Annotated in this window: 1 protein-coding gene; it reads left to right on the plus strand. The window is 36.6% G+C overall.

Features of this window, described 5'->3' with window-relative positions; all coding sequences use genetic code 11:
* Nucleotides 1-99: 99 nt before the first annotated feature.
* A partial coding sequence (locus tag I6E61_RS14100) for a hypothetical protein (RefSeq protein ID WP_197135316.1) occupies nucleotides 100-500 on the plus strand: 401 nt, incomplete at its 3' end.

The raw sequence follows: 500 nt of genomic DNA on the forward strand, positions 1-500 counted from the left end.
ATGCGCTATTTTTTTAACCTATTAATAAATATACAAAAATAATAATGGTCTAGTATCTGCATTTAATTTCCAGAACGCATCGTATGCAAAGGAGTTACTATGTCAGAGGCCAATATTGTGGATATAACCCCGTTTTTAGCAAAACACCAACTGCCTTTAAAGTATCAATATTTGAGTGAGCAATATTTTGTTCCACTTGCGCATGACATCCTCGAATCTAAAAAAACAAATACTCCTATTTTTGTTGCCATAAATGGATGCCAAGGCTCAGGAAAAACAACACTCGCAGATTTTTTAGTTACGTGGTTTTCTAAAAACACACCACTTAACAGTGTAGCATTGTCAATTGATGACTTTTATTTAGCAAAACAAGCACGTACTGAGCTTGCCAAAGACGTACATCCTCTTTTTACTACTCGCGGAGTACCGGGAACTCACGACGTAGCTTTAATGAATAGCACAATAACTAATTTACTGGCAGGAGAGGTAAACGTACCGCT

It is taken from the genome of Psychrobacter sp. NZS113 (assembly GCF_015864825.1).
In the GTDB taxonomy this organism is placed as follows: domain Bacteria; phylum Pseudomonadota; class Gammaproteobacteria; order Pseudomonadales; family Moraxellaceae; genus Psychrobacter.